Origin of the sequence: Bradyrhizobium vignae (assembly GCF_004114425.1) — a bacterium.
In the GTDB taxonomy this organism is placed as follows: domain Bacteria; phylum Pseudomonadota; class Alphaproteobacteria; order Rhizobiales; family Xanthobacteraceae; genus Bradyrhizobium; species Bradyrhizobium vignae.
In genome coordinates, this window is the sequence record NZ_RDQF01000064.1 from 1 (window position 1) to 15,903 (window position 15,903).

The 15,903-nt window shown below is 63.6% G+C and carries 15 protein-coding genes; 7 read left to right on the forward strand and 8 right to left on the reverse strand.

What is annotated here, in order from left to right; all coding sequences use genetic code 11:
• Nucleotides 1-163: 163 nt before the first annotated feature.
• The 3 genes from EAV90_RS33620 to EAV90_RS33630 form a co-directional block, all read right to left on the reverse strand.
• Nucleotides 164-718, reverse strand: a complete 555-nt coding sequence (locus tag EAV90_RS33620) for a hypothetical protein (RefSeq protein ID WP_122404856.1) — start codon at nt 716-718, stop codon at nt 164-166.
• Nucleotides 719-912: 194 nt separating this feature from the next.
• A complete protein-coding gene (locus EAV90_RS33625; RefSeq protein WP_024341447.1) occupies nt 913-1,125 on the reverse strand; it encodes a DUF4170 domain-containing protein in 213 nt (70 codons plus the stop codon).
• A gap of 32 nt (nt 1,126-1,157) precedes the next feature.
• Nucleotides 1,158-2,789, reverse strand: a complete 1,632-nt coding sequence (locus EAV90_RS33630; RefSeq protein WP_129145839.1) for an isocitrate lyase — start codon at nt 2,787-2,789, stop codon at nt 1,158-1,160.
• Nucleotides 2,790-3,011: 222 nt separating this feature from the next.
• Here EAV90_RS33630 and EAV90_RS33635 point away from each other — a divergent pair, with 222 nt between their 5' ends.
• Nucleotides 3,012-4,457: a helix-turn-helix domain-containing protein gene (locus tag EAV90_RS33635; protein ID WP_122404858.1), complete on the forward strand. Its 1,446-nt coding sequence runs from the start codon at nt 3,012-3,014 to the stop codon at nt 4,455-4,457.
• Between the two features lie 82 nt (nt 4,458-4,539).
• On the opposite strand, the gene EAV90_RS39855 is transcribed toward EAV90_RS33635, so the two are convergent.
• Nucleotides 4,540-4,833: an antibiotic biosynthesis monooxygenase gene (locus EAV90_RS39855; protein ID WP_014497428.1), complete on the reverse strand. Its 294-nt coding sequence runs from the start codon at nt 4,831-4,833 to the stop codon at nt 4,540-4,542.
• A gap of 401 nt (nt 4,834-5,234) precedes the next feature.
• On the opposite strand from EAV90_RS39855, the gene EAV90_RS33645 reads away from it, so the two are divergent.
• Nucleotides 5,235-6,041, forward strand: coding sequence for a hypothetical protein (locus tag EAV90_RS33645; protein WP_122404859.1), 807 nt, complete (start codon nt 5,235-5,237; stop codon nt 6,039-6,041).
• A 172-nt stretch (nt 6,042-6,213) separates the two neighbouring features.
• The gene (locus tag EAV90_RS33650; RefSeq protein WP_129145840.1) at nt 6,214-6,576 is read left to right on the forward strand and encodes a hypothetical protein; all 363 of its coding nucleotides are present in this window, start codon (nt 6,214-6,216) and stop codon (nt 6,574-6,576) included.
• 197 nt (nt 6,577-6,773) lie between these two features.
• On the opposite strand, the gene EAV90_RS33655 is transcribed toward EAV90_RS33650, so the two are convergent.
• Together EAV90_RS33655 and htpX are read right to left on the reverse strand one after the other, a co-directional pair.
• A complete protein-coding gene (locus EAV90_RS33655) occupies nt 6,774-7,409 on the reverse strand; it encodes a tetratricopeptide repeat protein (protein ID WP_208738563.1) in 636 nt (211 codons plus the stop codon).
• A gap of 135 nt (nt 7,410-7,544) precedes the next feature.
• Entirely contained in the window at nt 7,545-8,492 is a 948-nt protein-coding gene (htpX, locus tag EAV90_RS33660; protein WP_122404862.1) for a zinc metalloprotease HtpX, read from the reverse strand.
• 536 nt (nt 8,493-9,028) lie between these two features.
• Between htpX and EAV90_RS33670 the strand changes: the two genes are divergently transcribed.
• From EAV90_RS33670 to EAV90_RS33680, 3 genes are all read left to right on the forward strand, one after another.
• Complete coding sequence (locus EAV90_RS33670; RefSeq protein WP_164937218.1) at nt 9,029-10,345, forward strand: lytic murein transglycosylase; 1,317 nt, start codon at nt 9,029-9,031, stop codon at nt 10,343-10,345.
• A 393-nt stretch (nt 10,346-10,738) separates the two neighbouring features.
• Nucleotides 10,739-11,242, forward strand: coding sequence for a DUF1993 domain-containing protein (locus EAV90_RS33675; protein WP_122404864.1), 504 nt, complete (start codon nt 10,739-10,741; stop codon nt 11,240-11,242).
• Nucleotides 11,243-11,419: 177 nt separating this feature from the next.
• Nucleotides 11,420-12,520 carry an alkene reductase gene (locus tag EAV90_RS33680; protein WP_129145842.1) on the forward strand — a complete coding sequence of 367 codons (1,101 nt, stop codon included), beginning with the start codon at nt 11,420-11,422 and terminating at the stop codon, nt 12,518-12,520.
• A gap of 212 nt (nt 12,521-12,732) precedes the next feature.
• Here EAV90_RS33680 and EAV90_RS33685 read toward each other — a convergent pair whose 3' ends face one another.
• Both EAV90_RS33685 and EAV90_RS33690 read right to left on the reverse strand, forming a co-directional pair.
• Nucleotides 12,733-13,776 carry an aromatic ring-hydroxylating dioxygenase subunit alpha gene (locus tag EAV90_RS33685; protein WP_129145843.1) on the reverse strand — a complete coding sequence of 348 codons (1,044 nt, stop codon included), beginning with the start codon at nt 13,774-13,776 and terminating at the stop codon, nt 12,733-12,735.
• Nucleotides 13,777-13,785: 9 nt separating this feature from the next.
• Nucleotides 13,786-14,982 carry an ABC transporter substrate-binding protein gene (locus EAV90_RS33690; RefSeq protein WP_430644760.1) on the reverse strand — a complete coding sequence of 399 codons (1,197 nt, stop codon included), beginning with the start codon at nt 14,980-14,982 and terminating at the stop codon, nt 13,786-13,788.
• A 160-nt stretch (nt 14,983-15,142) separates the two neighbouring features.
• Here EAV90_RS33690 and EAV90_RS33695 point away from each other — a divergent pair, with 160 nt between their 5' ends.
• A complete protein-coding gene (locus tag EAV90_RS33695; RefSeq protein ID WP_129145845.1) occupies nt 15,143-15,850 on the forward strand; it encodes a TetR/AcrR family transcriptional regulator in 708 nt (235 codons plus the stop codon).
• Nucleotides 15,851-15,903 lie beyond the last annotated feature (53 nt).

The following is a 15,903-nucleotide window of genomic DNA, read 5'->3' on the forward strand; positions in this document are numbered from 1 at the left end:
CGTGCGGATAGCGGCCAGTCCGTCGGAAGGATGATCGAGCAACATCGTCGTCTCCAGGTTGAATGGATTCAGCAACCCTCAGTCTGGCCTCAGACCTGGTCGCTATCCACTCCCCATGGAATCTTCGTCGCAAGGGCTCCTCGCAATGACGACGGTGAGCGCCTCACCAGTTCCGCAAGACCGCAAGCACGGCGACCCCGAACAAGGCGGCAGCGCCGAGCACGAAGCCGAACACGAAGGGCCAGAAGCGTGAGCGGCGCGGCGGCTCGGCGGCCGCTGCTTGCGGTTCGGGCAGGACCGCCATCGCATGCTCGCGCTCGATCATGCGGCGCGCGACGTAGTCGGTAACGGCATCGACGATCACAGCGGTGTCGTGTGATTCGGCAAGCACGATGCGGCCGAAGCGGGTGTCCTGGACGAAGCGGTACATCCGCTTGTCGCGCCCCATCACGATATGGGCGACGACGTCGATCCATAGTCGCGGCGTATCGCCCTGGCTGATGCCGCGGTCGAACAGGTCGATCTTGTCCGGCACCTGCGCGAACAAGGGATCGAGCGCATCGTTGAGGATCTCGAGCCGCGCCACCTCGGCGTCCCTGAGATCGACGACGACGCCGGTCCGGTCGGCGGCCTCGATCCGCGCGCGCAGCAGCGCATCGCGCAGCCGCACCGGGCGTGGCTGGCCGGGATGGGTCCCGCTGGTCTCGGGCTCTGACATTGTCGGCCTCGTCCTCGACTGTCCGTCATTAACCTATCAGCAACCACACCCTCCGCAAAGGCCCACAATTCCAGATACTTACGGCGCCCACAACGTTTACCTGTGCCAAAAACAGACGATCCCACCCAGGCTAGGCCTGGATGGGACCATCCGTCCTTGGACGTCTTCTTAAGGTAAGCTCGGCAGCCGCCTGATCAGGCGGCCGGGGCGCGCTGCGGCTCTTCCACGATCGAGAAGCGGACGCCGGCCTTGTGGCGGCTCTCTTCCGAGACCTCGCGCCAGCAGTCCTCGGCTTCCTTGCGGGTCTTGAAGGGACCTTTGACCTGGGCCGAGCCTTCGACGAGCTTGTGGAAGTTCATCGAACCGAACTCGCCGCCGATCACCCAGAAATTGCTGCCTTTGGTCATTGTCAGTCTCCTGTCGAGAGTAGCGTGATTCGTTAGCCGAACTGGTTCATGGTGTTGTGGACGCCGCCCGCCTTCAGGGCAGCTTCGCCGGCGAAGTACTCCTTGTGGTCGTCGCCGATATCGGAGCCGGCCATGTTCTGGTGCTTCACGCAGGCGATGCCCTGACGGATCTCGGCGCGCTGGACGTTCTTGACGTAGCCCAGCATGCCCTGCTCGCCGAAATACTCGCGGGCGAGATTGTCGGTGGACAGCGCCGCCGTGTGATAGGTCGGCAGCGTGATCAGGTGGTGGAAGATGCCGGCGCGCTTGGCCGAATCCGCCTGGAAGGTGCGGATGCGCTCGTCGGCTTCCTGCGCCAGCGGAGTTTCGTCGTACTCCGCCTTCATCAGCTCGGCACGGTTGTACTTGCTGACGTCCTTGCCCGCTTCCTTCCAGGCGTCGTAGACCTGCCAACGGAAGTTGAGGGTCCAGTTGAACGACGGCGAGTTGTTGTAGGCGAGCTTGGCGTTCGGCACGACCTTGCGGATGCGATCGACCATGCTGGCGATCTGCTCGATATGCGGCTTCTCGGTCTCGATCCAGAGCAGGTCGGCGCCGTTCTGGAGCGAGGTGATGCAATCGAGCACGCAGCGGTCCGCACCGGTGCCGGGACGGAACTGGTAGAGGTTGGAGGGCAGCCGCTTCGGACGCATCATCTTGCCGTTACGGTTGATGATGACGTCGCCATTACGGGCGTTCTCCGGCGTCACCTCCTCGCAATCGAGGAAGCTGTTGTACTGGTCGCCGATGTCGCCGGGCTTGTGGCTGACGGCGATCTGCTGCGTCAGGCCGGCGCCGAGCGAGTCGGTGCGGGTCACGACGATGCCGTCTTCGACGCCGAGCTCGAGGAAGGCGTGGCGGCAGGCGCGGATCTTCGCCAGGAAGACCTCATGCGGCACGGTGACCTTGCCGTCCTGGTGGCCGCACTGCTTCTCGTCCGAGACCTGGTTCTCGATCTGCAGCGCGCAGGCGCCCGCCTCGATCATCTTCTTGGCGAGCAGATAGGTCGCCTCGGCGTTGCCGAAGCCGGCATCGATGTCGGCGATGACGGGGACGACATGGGTCTGGAAGTTGTCGATCTTCTCGATCAGCTCCTTCTCACGGATCTTGTCGCCTTCCTTGCGCGCCTTGTCGAGGCTGCGGAAGATGTCGTTGAGCTCGCGCGCATCGGCCTGACGCAGGAAGGTGTAGAGCTCTTCGATCAGGGCCGGCACCGAGGTCTTCTCGTGCATCGACTGATCGGGCAGCGGACCGAACTCGGAGCGCAGCGCCGCGATCATCCAGCCCGAGAGATAGAGGTAGGTGCGATCAGTCTTGCCGAAATGCTTCTTGACCGAGATCAGCTTCTGCTGGGCGATGAAGCCGTGCCAGCACCCCAGCGACTGCGTGTACTTGGCGGGGTCGTTGTCATAGGCGGCCATGTCGGCCCGCATCAGCGCCGCGGTATAGCGGGCGACGTCGAGGCCGGTCTTGAAGCGGTTCTGCAGGCGCATGCGGGCGACGGCCTCGGCCGTCACGCCGTTCCAGGTCGGCTTGGTCTCGAGAAGCGCCTGGGCCGCCTCGATCTCGCTCTGATACGAGGCCGGGCGCTGGAGCGCGTTGATGCCGCGGAGCTGGTAGTTCATGTGCCTGATCCTTTCACTGGCGATGGCTTGCCATCGACATTCTTGACAGTGCATTGCGAAATGCGTGTCAGGAGCTAAACGTGAAAACAGAAACTTCGTATAGAGGCCTTGTTTTTTATTGGTGATGTCATGTAACATAAGAACATGTAACAGATGTTATTTTGTAAAGTTTGTAAAAATTGGTCAGCAGGGCTGGCCCTCGAAGCGTCGGAGATCTGAGAAATGCCCGCCGATTCCGGCAAGAAACTCTTTGTCGGCCCGCGGTTCCGGCGGATCCGGCAGCAATTGGGGCTGTCGCAAACCCAGATTGCCGAGGGGCTCGGGATATCGCCGAGCTATGTCAACCTGATCGAGCGCAACCAACGCCCGGTTACGGCGCAGATCCTGCTGCGGCTGGCCGAGACCTATGATCTCGATTTGCGCGACCTCGCCACCGCGGACGAGGACCGCTTCTTTGCCGAGCTCAACGAGGTCTTCTCCGATCCCTTGTTCCGTCAGATCGACGTGCCCAAGCAGGAGCTGCGCGACCTCGCCGAGCTCTGCCCCGGCGTCACTCACGCGCTGCAGCGGCTCTACGCCGCCTATACCGAGGCCCGCCAGGGCGAGACGCTGGCCGCCGCGCAGATGGCCGACCGCGACGTTGGCACGCGCTACGAGGCCAATCCGGTCGAGCGCGTGCGCGAGCTGATCGAAGCCAACCGCAACTATTTTCCGGAGCTGGAGCAGGCCGCGGAAAATCTGCGCGACGAGCTGAACGTGCCGGCCGAAGGGCTGTACGCGGCGCTGGTCGCGCGCTTGCGCGAAAAGCATTCGATCCAGACCCGCATCATGCCGGTCGATGTGATGCGCGAGACGCTCCGGCGCTTTGATCGCCATCGCCGCCAGCTCCTGATCTCCGAGCTGGTCGACCCGCCCGGCCGCGCGTTCCAGCTCGCCTTCCAGCTCGGGCTTGGCGAATGTGCGCAGCATCTGGAGACCATCATCGGCCGCGCCGGACCGCTCGACGACGCGCCGCGGCGGCTGTTCCGCATCACACTCGGCAACTACTTCGCGGCCGCCGTGATGATGCCCTACCCGGCCTTCCTCGCCGCCGCCGAAGCACTCAACTACGACATCCACGTGCTGGCGCAGCGCTTCAATGCCGGCTTCGAGCAGGTCTGCCACCGCCTCACCACCCTGCAGCGGCCGAATGCGCGCGGCATTCCGTTCTTCCTGCTCCGCGTCGACAATGCCGGCAACGTCTCAAAGCGCTTCTCCTCCGGCACCTTCCCGTTCTCGAAATTCGGCGGCACCTGCCCGCTGTGGAACGTGCACTCGACCTTCGACACGCCGGACCGCCTGCTCAAGCAGGTGATCGAACTGCCCGACGGTACGCGCTATTTCTCGATCGCGCAGATGGTGCGCCGCCCCGTCGCGCCGCATCCGCTGCCGCAGCCGCGCTTTGCCATCGGCCTCGGCTGCGAGATCCGCCACGCCGCGCGCCTGACCTACGCCGCCGGCATGGATCTGGAGAAGACAGAGGGCACACCGATCGGCGTCAACTGCCGCCTCTGCGAGCGCGAAAACTGCGCCCAGCGCGCCGAGCCGCCGATCACGCGCACGCTGATCCTGGACGAGACGACGCGGCGGGTGTCGAGCTTCGCCTTCTCGAATGCACGGGAGTTGTGAGGGTATTCAGCTCTCGTGCCCCGGACGCGCAGCAGCGCTCTTGCGCTGCTGCGCTGCGTCCGGGGCACGAGACTGCCGCACTTCACGCCAGCGTATGCACGATCACCGGCCCGGCCGCCGCGCTCGCATGTCCTGCGAGCAGCGGGCCGAGATCCTTCTCGATCCAGGCGATGGCGCGCCTGTTCGCTTCCTCCGCCTGCTCGAACTTGTCGAAGATCGAGATCGCGGTCACCGTGTCGTCGCCGGCATAGACGACATAATAGGCGCGGAAGCCGTCGACGTCGCTGATGATTGGAACGGCACCGTCCTTGATGCGGCGCGCCAGCTCTTCCGCGCTCCCGCTTTTCGCCTTGGCCTGACGGATGGCGGCATACATGGCATCCTCCTTCCGGCTATCTGAAGCTTGGTGCTGTGAGCTTACACCTGACAGCAAACCCCGTCATCCTGAGGCGCTCACTATGGCGACGCCGAGCGCCCCCATAGTGAGCCAAGGATGCCCGGATGCAGCATCCCGGCCGTGCATCCTTCGAGGCTCGGCTGACGATGCATCCGCATCGCCAGCCTCACACCTCGGGATGACGGGGAAGCAGTTTGCTGGCCTCGCCAATGGCCACTTCGAGCCGGCTCTCCTTGGTTAACCCGGCCCTAATCCGCCTTCGCGATCTGCAACCAAGGATTAAGCACGCTTCAACATCGGTGCCTTAGTCTCGCCGCACTCACTTTTCGCAAACAACGGCGGCCTATTGTGCCGGGCGAAGTGACATCAGGGGGTTCATCATGCGCATTGCGTTGCTGCTGACCGCAACCATCGTCGGCGCGCTGTTTGCCAATCCATCCAGGGCCGGGGCGCTCGATGCGACCGCTGAGGCAGCGCAGGCGCTGCCGCCGGGCTTCCAGAGCTACCGCGGCTACATGTTCGACATCTCCGAGAACCGCGACCGCAAGGATGTCGCCAAGCTCACCGAGAACTTGAAGAGCCAGATCGACGTCGTCGAAGGCGTCGGCCTGTCCCCGCGCGTGCTGCGCTTCTTCCACACCGTTCCGATCGTCGCGAGCGAGCTCGCCTGCCTCGACGAAGGCGCCGCCACCGCCTGCTACGGCCGGGTCACGCCGGACATCCAACGCACCGCGCCCCGGACCCTTACGGTCTGGGACCACGACAAGCAGCGCTGGACCAATCCGAACGCCGTCGATCTCGCGGTCGATTCGGGGCTCGGCGTGATCATGCTGCGGCCGGACATGATGCGCTACGAAAAGGAGGCCGTGCTGCTGCACGAGCTCCTGCACGCCTATCACGCGCGGCTGCTGCCGGACGGCTACGCCAACAAGGGCGTGATCGGCTACTATGCCCTCGCCAAGTCCAAGGACCAGCTGCCCAAGGAATCCTATGCGATGAAGAACCCCATGGAGTTCTTCGCCGTGACCGCCAGCATCTTTCTCTCCGGAAAGAGCGAATTCCACGATCCGAAGTCGCGCGAGGCGCTCAAGGAGAAGATGCCGGACTATTACAAATACCTGGTCGGTGTGTTCGGCTTCGATCCCGAGCCGGCGGCCTCGAACGGCCCGGTCGCCTCGCTGAAGTGAGGCAGACCTGGCGTTCTCAAGCCAGACCACCCAAAAGCCGCGCGGAATGCGCGGCTTTTTTGTTTTGTCAGCCGGAAGCTGCGGATGACGCGCCGGCGGGAATTGCCAAGGCGGGGCCCGATCTGCATAGTCCCGCCGCATCGATATCGTTTTTCGAAGGGGATAAGAGAACATGGCGGAAGCCGACCTGGATGTCGTGATCCGGCAACTGGCCAGACAGCTGCATACGGGCCTGATGACCCGCGCCAAGGAGCGGCGGGATCGCTTCAACGGCCTTGCGGCCAAGGCCAAGGGCAAGGAGACCGGCGAGCGCTTCAAGATGCTGGCCAAGGCCACCATGGAGCAGGCCACCGCCGCCGCCAAGCGCCTGCAGATGTCCGCAGACAACGTCGCCGACAGCTACGCCCGATCGATGCGCCTGGCCGCCAGCACGCCGGTTGCGGTGAAGGAGAAGACGGTGAAGGAAAAGACGGCGAAGGAGAAGCCGGCAAAGAAGGCAATGGCGAAGAAGGCCAAGGCCAAGAAGGCGAAGTAGTGGATGCTTTCTTTCTTTCTCCCCCCTGCGGGAGAAGGTGGCATAGGCGGCCTTCAGCCGCCGTTCTTAGGAACGCCGAAACGAAGCTTCGGCCATGGCGCCGGATGAGGGTTCTTTCCGCTCGCCAGACTGTTCGTGAGGATAGAAACCTTTCACCCGGCTTCGCTTGCAGCGGCGAATGCCGCTTTAGGTATCTCTCACCGCCTTGGCACGGCGAGCGGCTCGGCGCTGGCGAGCTCGGCGAGCCTGGCACGTGCGGCCTCGCGGGCGCGGACGTCTTTGCCGGCCGGCAGCGTCAGGGCGGCTTCAAAATCGGCGCGCGCGTCGTCGATCTGACCTCGGGCGAGGAATGCCAGACCCCGATCAAGGCGGGCTTGTGCGTCCGAGGGATCGAGGCGAACCGCCGTGTTGTAGCTCAGGATGGCGCGATCGAGATCGCCCGTGGCGGCAAGCGCGAGACCGCGTTGGTGATAGGGTGCGGCGAGCTTGGGATCATGCGCGATCGCCTCGTCGTAATCCGCAATGGCAAGCTCGAGATCGCCGTTCTGCCGGCGCGCCAGCGCCCGGTCGCGATAGAGCGAGGCGCGGTTGGGATTGAGATGGATGGCCTCGTCGAAATCGGCGATGGCGCGCTTGAAATCGCCGTGGCGCAGCGCGATCCGCCCGCGCCCCTCATAGGCGAAGGCGATCAGCGAGCCCCGCAGCGGCGAGAAGCCGATCACGGCCGAGCAGATGTCGGGATCGTCTTCGTCGCCGCAATTGACGACCATGTGCGTGGACAGGCCGACGAGCACGCAAAGGACGATCAGCAATGGTACGGCAGCTCTGGTCATCTTCGACGGCGGCCGGCAGAGGGCCGGCCGCGCATCCCCTTTCGAAGGAATGGTCACGCCGAACTGTTAACACCGGCGGGGACGACCCCGTGTGCGCCAGGTCACAAAGCCGGACGCAAATCCCTACCGGTTCCGTTAGCCCCAAGGCCCGCGTGAGGGGCCAGGCGAGGACGAGTGGCCCCAGGGACCGCGCGGCGGGTAGTTCTCGTTGGCGCCGACCGACGGTGCCGCGCGCGTGCCGAGCTCGGCCGCGAGTTGGTGGAGGGCGGCAACGCGGTTCTGCGTCGAGGGATGGGTGGCGAACAGATTGTCCACGCCGTGGCCCGACAGCGGATTGATGATGAACATGTGCGCGGTCGCGGGATTTCGCTCGGCCTCGAAATTCGCGACCTGGTGGGCGGCACCCTCGATCTTCACCAGCGCGGAGGCCAGCCACATCGGCTGTCCGACGATGCGCGCACCGAGATTGTCCGCGGCATATTCGCGGGTGCGGCTGATCGCCATCTGGACCAGCATGGCACCGAGCGGGGCGAGGATCATCAACAGGATCGAGCCGACGATACCCGGACCGCTGTTGTTGTCACGGTGGCCGCCGAAGAACATGCCGAACTGCGCGAGCATGGAGATGGCGCCGGCGATCGTCGCGGTGATGGTCATCAAGAGCGTGTCGTGATGCTTGATGTGCGCGAGCTCGTGCGCGATCACGCCGGCGAGCTCATCGCGGCTGAGCTGGCGCACAAGACCGGTGGTGACGGCGACCGCGGCGTTTTCAGGATTGCGGCCGGTCGCGAATGCATTGGGCTGCATCTCGTCCATCAGGAACACGCGCGGCATCGGCAAGCCTGCACGGCCCGCGAGCTCGGCGACGAGGCCGACCAGCTCCGGCGCGGTCGAACGGTCGACCTCATGAGCCCCATACATCGAGAGCACCATGCGGTCGGAGTTCCAATAGGTGAAGAGATTGGTCGCGGCGGCAATGACGAGCGCGATCATGGCGCCGGAGGCGCCACCGATCAGATAGCCGACGCCCATGAACAGGGCGGTCAGGCCTGCAAGCAGCATTGCGGTACGAAGATAGTTCATGGCCGTCCCTCCTGGCCGGCCGCGGCCGCTGGAACGCCTGCAGGCCGGCACATATCAGGTGGGGATGACCCCGGCCCGGGTGCAAGGTTTCCGGGTGCGTCGCGGAGCCGCGGCACTTGACCCGGGCCGGAACGGCCGGGCACGATCGCGGCCATGCAATTCGAAATTCTCGGCGAGATTACCGACGTCGAAACTTTCGCCAGTGGCTCGGGTATCGCGAAATTGCCCGGCTGCGGCGAATCTACGGGAGGGACGCTGGCGAAAGCGCAAGGGTATTGCCCAAGTCCGATTATGCGATGGCTCTACCCATCTCGCTGAGATACATTGGTATGAAGCTGGCGGTATCGGCCGCAAGGAATTCAAGATCAAGAACATGTTCCGTGAATCATGACGAAGTCGCGAAGCAACCAACTGGTAATCGTGGCGAGGATTACCTTTATCCGAAAACCTTCCTTCGCGACACAGCCCTTCCCCTCGCGGTGAAACGCGCCGTATTGGCCGCCTAGCGGCTTCCCCTGACAGCACCAGAGATATTGATGCCGATGAACTGCCTTGGTTCTCGCCTTGCGATCGCAACGATCGCGGTCTCGCTTGCCCTCGCACTACCCGCCTCCGCCCAGTTCGCGCCGCCGCCCGCCAGGCCCGTCGCGCCAAAAGCAACGGCCCCCTCGCCGCGCGCGGCCTCGTGCCATAACGGCGCGAGCTTCGATCGCTTCCTGGCCGACGTGAAGCAACAGGCGGCGGCCGCCGGCGTGTCGCAGCGCGCGATCGCGGAGGCTTCGCCCTATCTCGTCTACGACCAGGGCATCGTCAATCGCGACCGCGGCCAGCGCGTGTTCGGCCAGCTCTTCACTGAATTTGCCGGACGCATGGCCGCGCCCTATCGCATGCAGAACGGACAGCAGCACATCAAGCAATACGCTGCCGCGTTCGCGCGCGCCGAGAAGGAGTATGGCGTACCGCCGGCCGTGATCGCCGCCTTCTGGGGGCTCGAGAGCGACTTCGGCGCCAACATGGGCAACCTGCCGACGCTGAAATCACTGGTGTCGCTCGCCTATGATTGCCGCCGCTCCGAGATGTTCGTGAACGAGACCATCGCCGCGCTGAAGATCATCGACCGCGGCGATCTGCATCCCGACGAGATGATCGGCTCCTGGGCCGGCGAGCTCGGGCAGACCCAATTCCTGCCCGTGCATTACGTCAACTACGCCGTCGATTATGACGGCGACGGGCGGCGCGACCTGTTGCACTCTAGGGCTGATGTGATCGGCTCGACCGCGAACTACATCGCAAACGGATTGAAGTGGCGGCGCGGCGAGCCATGGCTGGAAGAGATCAAGGTGCCGCCAAACCTGCCGTGGGAGAAGACCGATCTCACGGTGCGGGAGCCGCGCTCGACATGGGCGCAGTTGGGCGTGACCTATCCCGACGGACGACCGCTGCCGAGCGACAACCTGCCGGCCTCCGTGCTGCTGCCGATGGGACGGACCGGTCCTGCCTTCATGGCATACGCGAATTTCTCGGCCTACACGGAGTGGAATAATTCGCTGATCTATTCGACCACGGCTGGCTATCTCGCCTCGCGCATCGCGGGCGCGCCGCCGATGCGCAAACCTGCCGCGCCGGTCGCGCAGCTGCCGTTCAATGAACTCAAGCAATTGCAGCAGCTCCTCGTCCAAGCCGGCTTCAATGTCGGCAAGATCGACGGCGTGCTCGGCCAGCAGAGCCGCGCGGCCGTGAAGGCAATGCAGATCAAGTACGGCCTGCCGGCGGATTCCTGGCCGACGGCAGAGCTGCTCGCCCGCATGCGCGGCAGCACGGCGCAGGCGCAACCGGCGGGCGTGGTGCGCTAAAGCATGATCCGGAAAAGTGCGAAGCGGTTTTCCGGAAAGATCCTGCGTAAACAACAAGCTAAAGCGCGATGACGATTCATCCAAATCTCATCGCGCTTTAAGCCCTTCTCTCATGCCCCGCGACCCGGCTACGCCAAGGCTTCGCCGGGGTGAAGGTCCAGGGGCGCCGAAGCTTTAGCGAAGGCGGCCGGCGGGGCATCCAGTACGCCGCGGCCTCTCGGTCAATCACTGCCGTCTCGGCTTACTGGATCGCCCGTCTTCGCGGGCGATGACACCTGGAGAGAATTTTCGCATTGCACAAGCCGCTTCTCGCGATTGTATTTTTCCATGACATTCCCATGTGAGTAACTCAGGTTTTCTCCTGAGATTTTCCCTCATCGAAGCGAGCATCACATGTCCTTCCACGACGCCGTCGTTCCCGCCTATTTGCAAATGCTGAACAGCCTGACCGGCCTGCTCACCAAGGCCGAGGCGCATTGTGCAGCGAAAAAGATCGACCCCGGCGTGTTGCTCGGCTCCCGCCTCTTCCCGGACATGCTGCCGCTGTCGAAGCAGATCCAGCTCGTCAGCGATTTCGCCACCAAGGGCTGCGCGCGGCTGACCCACAGCGAGGTGCCGTCGACGCCCGACACGGAGACCAGTTTCGCGGAATTGAAGCAGCGGCTGGCGAAGACGATCGACTATGTGAAGTCGTTCAAGCCCGAGCAGTTCGAAGGCGCCGATGTCAGGGACGTCACCTTCCCGGCCGGCCCCGACAAATCCATCACCATGAAGGGCCAGCAATTCCTGAGCTCGTTCTCGCTGCCGAACTTCTATTTCCACGCCGCGATCGCCCACGGTATTTTGCGCCACAACGGCGTCGAGATCGGCAAGCGCGATTTCCTGGGTGCAAACTGATTGCGATTGCACGGCCACGACAGCCGTATTCCACTGTCGTGGCCAAAATGGCGTATGAATTGTGCTACGCGGGCGTTGACGCGTAGCTCGCCTGCACTTTCCGTATGGCTCATCCCTTGCGCCTGATGTCGCGATGCACAAGTGTTCAAGACCTCTCACCGCCTGGAAGCATTTCCCATGAGCCGTTTGACCAAATTGCTTGAGACCTACAAGCTCGGCCCGATCACGCTGGCCAACCGCCTGGTCATGGCGCCGCTGACGCGCAACCGCGCCGTTCCCGGCACGTTCGTGCCCGGCGCACTCGCCGCCGACTATTACGCCCAGCGCGCCTCCGCAGGCCTCCTGATCACTGAAGCGAGCCAGATTTCGCAACAGGGCCAAGGCTATCAAGACACGCCCGGCATCTACTCGAAGGATCAGGTCGCCGGCTGGCGCAAGGTCACCGACCGCGTCCACGAGCGCGGTGGCAAGATCTTCATCCAGCTCTGGCATGTCGGCCGCATCTCGCATGTCGATCTCCAGGCGAATGGCGCAGCTCCGGTCGCGCCAAGCGCGATCCGCGCCAAGGGCAAGACCTTCGTCAACGGCGGCTTCGCCGACGTCTCCGAGCCGCGCGCACTCGAGCTTTCCGAAATTCCCGGCATTATCGACGACTTCAAGCGTGCGACGAAGAACGCGCTGGAGGCCGGCTTCGACGGCGTCGAGATCCACGGCGCCAACGGCTATCTGCTCGACCAGTTCGCACGGGACGGCGCCAACAAGCGCACCGATGCCTATGGCGGCTCGATCGAGAACCGCGCGCGGCTGATGCTGGAAGTCGCCGGGGCTGTTGCCACTGAGGCCGGCAGCGACCGTACCGGCATCCGCATCTCGCCGGTGACGCCGGCGAACGATCTCTCCGACAGCAACCCGCAACCGCTTTTCGACCACATCGTCGATGGCCTCAGCGCGCTCAAGCTCGCCTATCTCCACGTCGTCGAGGGCGCCACCGGCGGCCCGCGCGACATCGCGCCGTTCGACTATGCCTCCTTGCGCAAGCGGTTCTCCGGCGCCTACGTCGCCAACAACGGCTACGATTTCGACCTCGCCACCAAGATGCTGGAGGCGAACGCGGCCGATCTCATCGCCTTCGGCAAGCCGTTCATCTCCAACCCCGACCTGGTCGAGCGGCTGAAGCAGGGCGCAGGCCTGAACGACTGGGACAAGACCACGTTCTACGGCGGCGGCGCCAAGGGGTATACGGACTATCCGACGCTGGCGGCCGAGCCGGCGGAGTAGCCGCCCCGTCGTCACTCCATCCTCCGTCATTGCGAGGAGGCAGTGACAAAATTGCGAAGCAATTTTGCACTGATGCGACGAAGCAATCCAGACTGCATCCGCGGAACGACTCTGGATTTGCTTCGCTGCGCTCGCAATGACTGTGCGGCAAGAGGATCCGCTCACCACTCGAGAAGGCCGGGGCTGCTGCCGGCCTGTGCCTGCCGGCAGGCTCACGCCAATGCGCGCGTCTCGCTCTCCGCAGCCACCATGCGTTCAACGATGCGACGCATGCGCTGCGGGGCGGCATCGATGGCGAGACGGATTGTCTTGGCATTGGGGCGGGCCTGCGCGACCTTCTCGATTCGCTCCAGAATCTCCTTGTCCTCGTTAAAGGCGATACGGAAATCGGCGTGCAGGCGCTGATCGACGTCGCCGTCGTCAAGCGCAAAATTGCGCACATGGAGCCAGTGGTCGATGCAGATGTGGTCGTCGACCGGCGTGATGAAGTGGCATGCGAAGATGCGCAGTCCCCCGTCCCGGTCAATGGGATCTGCGATCTTGCCGGCATCCGCGCTGCCGAAATCGATCACCGCGATACAGGGCGCGATATAGTCATAGTAATGCCAGCGATCGACGTTGCCGGCGAAATTGCCGTACTTGGCGAACAGCGGGATCGGCGGCGCGTTCCTGATCCACCGCCACACCAGCACGCCATCCTCGGAAAAAGTGTGCTCCACCGGAATGTCTTCGCTGGCCGAATTGCCGAGCGTCGACAGGTGGACGAAGCTGACATGCGCGGGATCGCAGAGATTGTCGGCAAGGTTGAGATAGTTGGTTTCGATTCGAAGAGCGTCTCCTTCCGCCGCATGCCAGTCGTTCTGACCGTATTGCGGCAGATCATAGATCCGCGAGGGGTCGGCGAGTGCGGGATCGCCGGGCCAGATCCAGACCAGTCCCATCTTCTCCCTGAGCGGATAGGACGACACACGTGCATTCGGCGGGATCATCGGCTGCCCCGGAATCCGGACACAGCGACCGTCGGCCCCGAACGTCATGCCGTGATAGCCGCACTCGATCGCATCGCCCTTGAGCTTGCCCATCGACAGCGGCGCCAACCGGTGTGGACATGCGTCGTCGAGCGCAACGACGCCACCCCCTTCGCTGCGATAGACGACAAGGTCCATGCCGAGGATGCGGTGGCGCGACAGCGAGCGCGTGACGTTGCGAGACCACGTCAGCGGGTACCAGGTATTGCGGGGAGCGAACAGGTTCATGCGGCACCTCTAGTTCTTGAGCTTGGCCATGACCTCGGCGTCGGCGGGCTGGTAATCGGCACCGTCGACATAGCGCCAGTCGGTCATTATGCCCTGGCCGTCTCGCACTGCGAGCTTGCCGACGTAGACGCCCATGGTGGATTGATGATCGATCGCACGGAACGCGATCGGCCCCACCGGCGTATCGACCTTCAGATGTTCCATCGCCTTGATCAGATCGTCGGACTTGGTCGAGCCGGCGGTCTCGATCGCCTTCGCGAGGACCAGCGTGTTGGTGTAGCCGATGAGCGCGCCGATGTTGGGCGGCTCCTTGAATCGGGCGATATAGGCCTTCAAGAACGAGTCATGCTGAGGTGTCTTGATCTCGCTCCAGGGATATCCGGTCACGATCCAGCCGGGCGGCGCCTCATCTTTCAGCGGTGCCAGATATTCCGGCTCGCCGGAGAGAATGCTTACCACGGCGCGGTTCGCGAAGGCATTTCGCGTCGATCCCTCGCGCACGAGCTTGACAAGATCCGATCCGAACGTCGCATTGAAGATGGCATCCGGGTTCTCCCCCGCCATTGCCTGCACGACTGCACCGGCATCGATCTTGCCGAGCGGCGGCCACTGCTCGGAGACGAATTCGACGTCGGGCTTCAATCGCTTCAGTTCGCGCTTGAAGCTCGCCACCGCCGCCTGACCGAACTCGTAGTTCGGTGCAATCGTCGCCCAGCGCCGCGCGGGGAACTTGGCCGCCTCCTTTGCCAGGATGAAGGCCTGGGTATACGTGCTCGGCCGCAGCCTGAACGTATAGCGATTGCCCTTCTCCCAGATGAGAGCATCGGTCAGGGGCTGCGAGGCGAGGAAGAATGTCCGCTTCTGCTTGGCGAAATCGGCGACGGCAAGGCCAACATGGGAGAGGATCGTGCCCGTCAGGAGCTCGACCTGCTCACCGTCGACGAGCTGACCGGCTGCGGTGATGGCCACGTCCGGCTTGCCGGCGTCGTCGCGGGCAATGATCTCGAGCTTGCGGCCGAGCACGCCGCCTTTCCCGTTGATCTCGTCGCGCGCGAGCTCCCAGCCCTGGCGATAACCGCGGGTCCCCAGCGGGAGGGCCGAATAGCTTGAGATCTCGCCGATCTTGATCGGCGGTGGCTCTGCGGCCCGGCCTGGGGCGCAGGCCACCGCCAGGATAAGTCCGACGAACTTCGCAGCAGCCGAAATGCGCATATCAGCCTCCCGCCATTGGGACTCGCGTATGTATGTAGTACTTACTACATAGCGAATACCACGGGCTGATGGTTGTCAATGGCGAAGAATCGGCGGGGCTTGCCAAAAAAGCGGCAGGCCCCATCCTGCTGGCTGTGATTCCCTGGGATACGCAATGGCCAACGATACAGAGCTGCCAGCCCGTACACTGGCCGGCCCGCGCCTCAAGCGGGCGGCCAAGCGGAAAAGGGCCTCAACGGTTCGACGGACGCGAGCGCCCGATCAGACCCGTGAAGCCATTCTGCGTGCGGCCGTCGCCGAGTTTGCCCGCGAAGGCTACGGCGGCGCGCGGGTCGATCGCATCAGCAAGGCCGCCAAGAGCAACGACCGGATGCTCTATTATTACTTCAAGAGCAAGGAGAAGCTCTTTCATCAGGTCATCGAGCATTGCTATGCCGATCTGGTCGCGTCGGAAGAGGCGCTCGACCTCGATTTTTCCAGCCCGCGCCAGTCGCTGGCGGCGCTGGTTGCCTTCAATTGGAACTATTATTGGGCCCATCCGGAGCTATTGAGCATTCTCGCCACGGAAAATCTCTTCAAGGGCCGTCACGTCAAGAACAATATCCGTCGCAGCTTCGCCAATACGCAGCTCGGCATGCTTGAGCGCGTGCTCCAGAGCGGGGTCGAACGGGGCGAGTTCAGGGCGGACTGCGACCGCTTCCATCTTTATCTGTCGATCCTCTCGCTCACCTATTTCTACCGCGCCAACCTCTACACGTTGTCGAGTTACACGCAGATCGATCTTGCGGACCAGGCGATGCGGAACGCCTGGCTTGCACACGTGCAGAAGATGATCGAAGATTCTGTGAAGCGGAAGGAGTAAGGTCGGCGAAGTGAATGCGGCATGAAAGAAAAAGGCCGGGATCGCTCCCGGCC